The organism is Corynebacterium sp. c8Ua_99 (genome assembly GCF_039907185.1).
In the GTDB taxonomy this organism is placed as follows: Bacteria; Actinomycetota; Actinomycetes; order Mycobacteriales; family Mycobacteriaceae; genus Corynebacterium; species Corynebacterium jeikeium_D.
In genome coordinates this window covers 1-4091 of sequence record NZ_JASBOG010000030.1, presented here as the reverse complement: position 1 = coordinate 4091, position 4091 = coordinate 1, and the positions used below count along the sequence as shown (strand labels likewise).

Annotated in this window: 3 protein-coding genes; all 3 read right to left on the bottom strand. The window is 67.2% G+C overall.

Going from position 1 to position 4091, the window contains the following annotated elements:
* Window position 1: 1 nt before the first annotated feature.
* The 3 genes from QKE19_RS11120 to QKE19_RS11110 are packed head-to-tail and all read right to left on the bottom strand — an operon-like array spanning window position 2 to window position 3878.
* Window positions 2-988 (bottom strand): IS481 family transposase, encoded by a 987-nt coding sequence (locus QKE19_RS11120; protein ID WP_165765420.1) that lies wholly within the window; start codon window positions 986-988, stop codon window positions 2-4.
* Window positions 985-2229 carry an MFS transporter gene (locus QKE19_RS11115; protein WP_347891079.1) on the bottom strand — a complete coding sequence of 415 codons (1245 nt, stop codon included), beginning with the start codon at window positions 2227-2229 and terminating at the stop codon, window positions 985-987. The genes QKE19_RS11120 and QKE19_RS11115 overlap by 4 nt, the downstream gene beginning before the upstream one ends.
* The gene (locus QKE19_RS11110; RefSeq protein ID WP_347891078.1) at window positions 2226-3878 is read right to left on the bottom strand and encodes an ATP-binding cassette domain-containing protein; all 1653 of its coding nucleotides are present in this window, start codon (window positions 3876-3878) and stop codon (window positions 2226-2228) included. The genes QKE19_RS11115 and QKE19_RS11110 overlap by 4 nt, the downstream gene beginning before the upstream one ends.
* Between the last annotated feature and the right edge of the window lie 213 nt (window positions 3879-4091).

Here is a 4091-nt window from a genome sequence, read left to right as displayed (position 1 = left end):
ACTAGCTGTACTGCTCGGGGACGTTGATCAATCGTGAGAACGGCGGCTGGTTGTCGCAGGCCGTGTGCGGGCGGTGCTGGTTGTACTGGTGCAGCCAATCCGGCAGGGCGTCGCGTCGTTCTTGCTCGCTGGTGTAGCAGCGGGCGTAGGCCCACCCGTCGGCCATGGTCCGGTGGAAGCGCTCTACCTTGCCGTTGGTCTGCGGCCGGTACGGACGCGTCCGCTTCGGGGTGATCGAGAGGGCCTCGCAGGTGTCCCGCCACAGGTGCGAGCGATAGGCGCCACCGTTGTCGGACAGCACCCGCTCCACGGCGACGCCGCGATCGGCAAACCACGCCACAGCCCGATGCAGGACCCCGACCGCGGTGACGGCGGTCTCGTCGTCGTGGACCTCGGTGTACGCGACGCGGGAGTGGTCGTCAATGACGGTGTGCACGAACGCGTACCCGAGCCTGGGGTTGTGCCACTTGCTCTTCGGCTTACCCGGTGTCGCCGTTCGGTTGTGGTCGCCCTGGCGGCGGCCGACGTAGCGCCAGCCGCCGCCGTCGGGGATGTTCCCGAGCTTCTTCACGTCCACGTGGACCAGGGAGCCGGGGTGGGGGTGTTCGTACCGGCGGATCGGTTCGCCAGTCTCGCGGTCCATGTAGGAGAGCCGGTTCAGTCGGGCACCGGCCAAGATGCGGTGGACGGTCGAGGGCGCGATGCCGAGTCGGGCGGCGAGCTGCACGGGGCCCTCACGCAGCCGTATCCGCAGGCTGACGCACCGCTTCGTCGTCGCCTTGTCCGTCTTGTTCGGTGAGGTCTTCGGCCGGGACGAGCGATCCTGCATCGACTCGCCGGCGCGATAGCGGTCGACCCACCTCTTCACGGTCGGCCAGGAGACCTGGAAGCGGGCGGCGACTTCGCTGATGGGCCAACCGTCGTCGACGACGAGCTGGGCCACCTTGAGCCGGTGGCGAGGTGTCAGGGTGGCGTTGGCGTGCATCACTCCTCACCTGCTGCGACGGGCGTCGTCCGCGGCGTTCGGAGTTGCCCCAGGACTGCAAGGAGGATCGTCGTGGCGAGCGGCACGAGTCCGGCGGCGATGAACAAGCTGGCAGCGGCGATGTGTCGGCTGAGGAGTCCGGTGAGTGCGATGGACAGTGGCATGAAGGCGATGGAGATGAAGAAGTCGAGGCTGGCGACTCGGCCGAGCATCTCCAGCGGTACGTGTTCCTGCAGGACCGTGCCCCAGATGACCATCCCGACTCCGATCGACGCACCGTAGACCGCCAGTCCGGCGCTGATGATCCACGGATTGTTGGTGAGTGCGGGGATGGCCAGTGGAAGGCAGCCGAGTGCCCATGCGCCGACCATTACGGGCAGGAAGTGTGAGGGGGTGGGCCATGAGCCGGCGACGAGGGAACCCACCAGGCCGCCGACGCCCAGAACTCCGAGGACGACTCCGTACACAGCCGGACCGTTGTCATGGGTCGAGCGTATGACCGCGGGCAGGAGAACTTCCAGCGGACCGGTCACGGCCAGGCCCATGGCGGCCGCCAACAGCACGCTGGAGCGAACCCAGCGCGTGCGGGCGACGTAGCCGAACCCGTCGAGCAGGTCCCGCAGCGCAGAGGTGGCCGGAGCTTCGGCGTCGGTCTCGGCTGAGCAAGGGGCAGGAAGCCGCAGGGCGGCGATCAGGGCGAGTCCGAGCGCGCCGGCGATGAGGTACCCGCCCGCGGCGGGCATGCTGGCACCGATGACCGCTCCGACGGCGGCGGGCGCAATTGCCTGTCCGACCAACGGGCGGGCGGCGCCTTCGAGGCCGTTGACGGCCATTAAGTCGTCGCCGTCCACCAGGACTGGCACCAGCGCCGTGTAGGCGGTGAAGAAGAATGCGGTTGAAGTGCCAATGATGAACGCGGAGACCGCGAGCATCCAGAAGGTGACAATGTCGAGGATTGCTGCCGTGGACGTCGCGGTCGCGATGGTGAGGTTCAGGGTGAGCACGCTCACGATGACGGACTTATTGGGGAACCGGTCTGCGATTACGCCAGCTGGGAGGGATCCTGCAAGCAGGCCAATGCCGCTCCAGACTACGACACCCGACAGGGCGGCTGGCGTGGCGCCCAGGTCGAGGGTCTGCATGGCAAGGTAGAGGGCCCAGGCACCCTGGGCGAAGATGGTCAGCACCATCGCTGCGAACAGCTGACGGTACGTGGGGATGGTCAAGGGGTGAAGCGGGTTCATGGCATGTCCTTCAGGTCAAGGTTCAGGTGGGGCCAGTCGGCCAGGTCGTGGAGCATCTGACGGTCATGCGTGGCAACGATCACCGCGCAGGAGGTCTGCAGCAGCTCGGTGGTGATGTCGTCGACGAGGCTCGATGACAGATGGTTGGTGGGCTCGTCCAGGAGCAGCAGGTCTGGATCCTGGGCCAGACACATGGCCAGGTGGAGACGGCGTTGCTGTCCTTGCGACAAGCGCCCCACCGGCGTGCCGGTTGCGGAGGCTTCGAGCAGCCCGAGCGAGCCGAGGGACGGCGCCTGAGCTCGACGGCCTAGCTTCGCCAGGTAGGCCTCATAGACCTCGTGTGCGGGGCTGGAGCGGTCCCAGTCGGGGACCTCTTGGGACAGCAGAGCGATGCGCGCTCTCGGATTAACTCGCACATGTCCCGTGGTGGGGGCCAGCCGCCCTGCGAGAAGTGCCAACAGGGTGGATTTTCCCGCGCCGTTCGGTCCGGCGACCACCAACCGGTCACCGCCGTTCACGTCGACCGAAACCGGAGCGTCCAATCGGCCCTTCACAGTAACCTGGGTGGCGTTCATGATGCTCTGTCCGGCACGGGTTGCCGAGGCGGGCCACGCAAGACGCAGTGGCGGCGCCGGGACGCCGATTTCATGACTTTTCAGGTCTTCGATACGTCGGTTGAAGGCTTGGACCACTCCAGCAGCGCGTGTGGCACGTTGGTGCTTGCCTGTGCCCTTTTCAGGTCTCCATCCACCCTGGGACAGGCGGGAGCGTGCGTCGGCGGCGGCGCGGGTCAGTTCCTGATGCCGGGCGACCTGGGCGGCATGGTCTTGCTCCCAGGCGGCCCGTTCTCGTTGCCGCCCTTCGATCCAGCCCTCGTAACCGCCCGCGTAGGTGCGCGGAAGGCCATCGCGGGTCGGGTCGAGGTCCAGGAAGCTGGTCGCCACGTCGCGCAGCAGGGCGCGGTCGTGGCTGACTAAGGCCAGGCCACCGGGGTGGTCCCGCAGGCGCTCAGTCAGGAAGGACAGCCCTGCAGCGTCCAGGTGGTTGGTGGGCTCGTCCAGCAGCAACAGGTCAGGGGTCGATCCGAGGGCGACCGCCAGCCGTACCCGGTACCGCTGGCCGACCGACAAGGTCGACAGGACCCGATCGCGGTCGCTACAGGCGTTCAGGCCCGCCAGGGCGATGTCAACACGGCGGTCTGCATCCCAGGCGTCCAGCCGCGTGGCCGCCTCGAGTGCGGCGGAATAAGCGTCGGCCGCGTCATCGCCCGCGGCCAGCGCCGCGGTAGCCACGTCGAGGGCCTGCAGAGCGGCCCTGGATGGGGCGGTCGCCTCGGCAATGAGGTCACCGACCGTGCGATCGCCCTCGGTGGCCATGTCCTGCTTGACCAGGACGAGGGAACCCACCCGGGTCACCACTCCCGAGTCGGGTTTCAAGATCCCCGCCAGTATATGGAGCAAGGTGGTCTTGCCCCGGCCGTTGTCGCCGACGATCGCCAGTCGCGACCCGGTGGAGACGGTGACGTCAGTCCCACTCAGCAGCGGCCTGTCGCCGAGTGTCAGGTGGAGTGATTCAGCGCGGATGTGTGCAGCGGGCCCTTGGGATGTCCCGATCCAGGCACATGATCGTAAAGGTTCTGTGGTTGGCATTGCGTACTTTCAGCTCGTCATGGAGCCGGGCACCACGAAGCGGCCGCCCGGCAGATGGCCAGGACGGCAGACGAGAGGTCATAAGGGGTCCCGCCGCCGTCAGCGGACGGAACGCAGCTTCATCGAGGCGATGCCTGAGTACATGCGGCCGAGGATACAGAGCCCGGGCGATGCCACGCAAGTCAACTAACGTCCCCGGTCAGTACAACTAGC

Excerpts from the sequence above, each read along its gene's own strand:
- QKE19_RS11115 (WP_347891079.1), bottom strand. The coding sequence starts at position 2,229 with ATGAACCCGCTTCACCCCTTGACCATCCCCACGTACCGTCAGCTGTTC.
- QKE19_RS11110 (WP_347891078.1), bottom strand. The coding sequence starts at position 3,878 with ATGCCAACCACAGAACCTTTACGATCATGTGCCTGGATCGGGACATCC.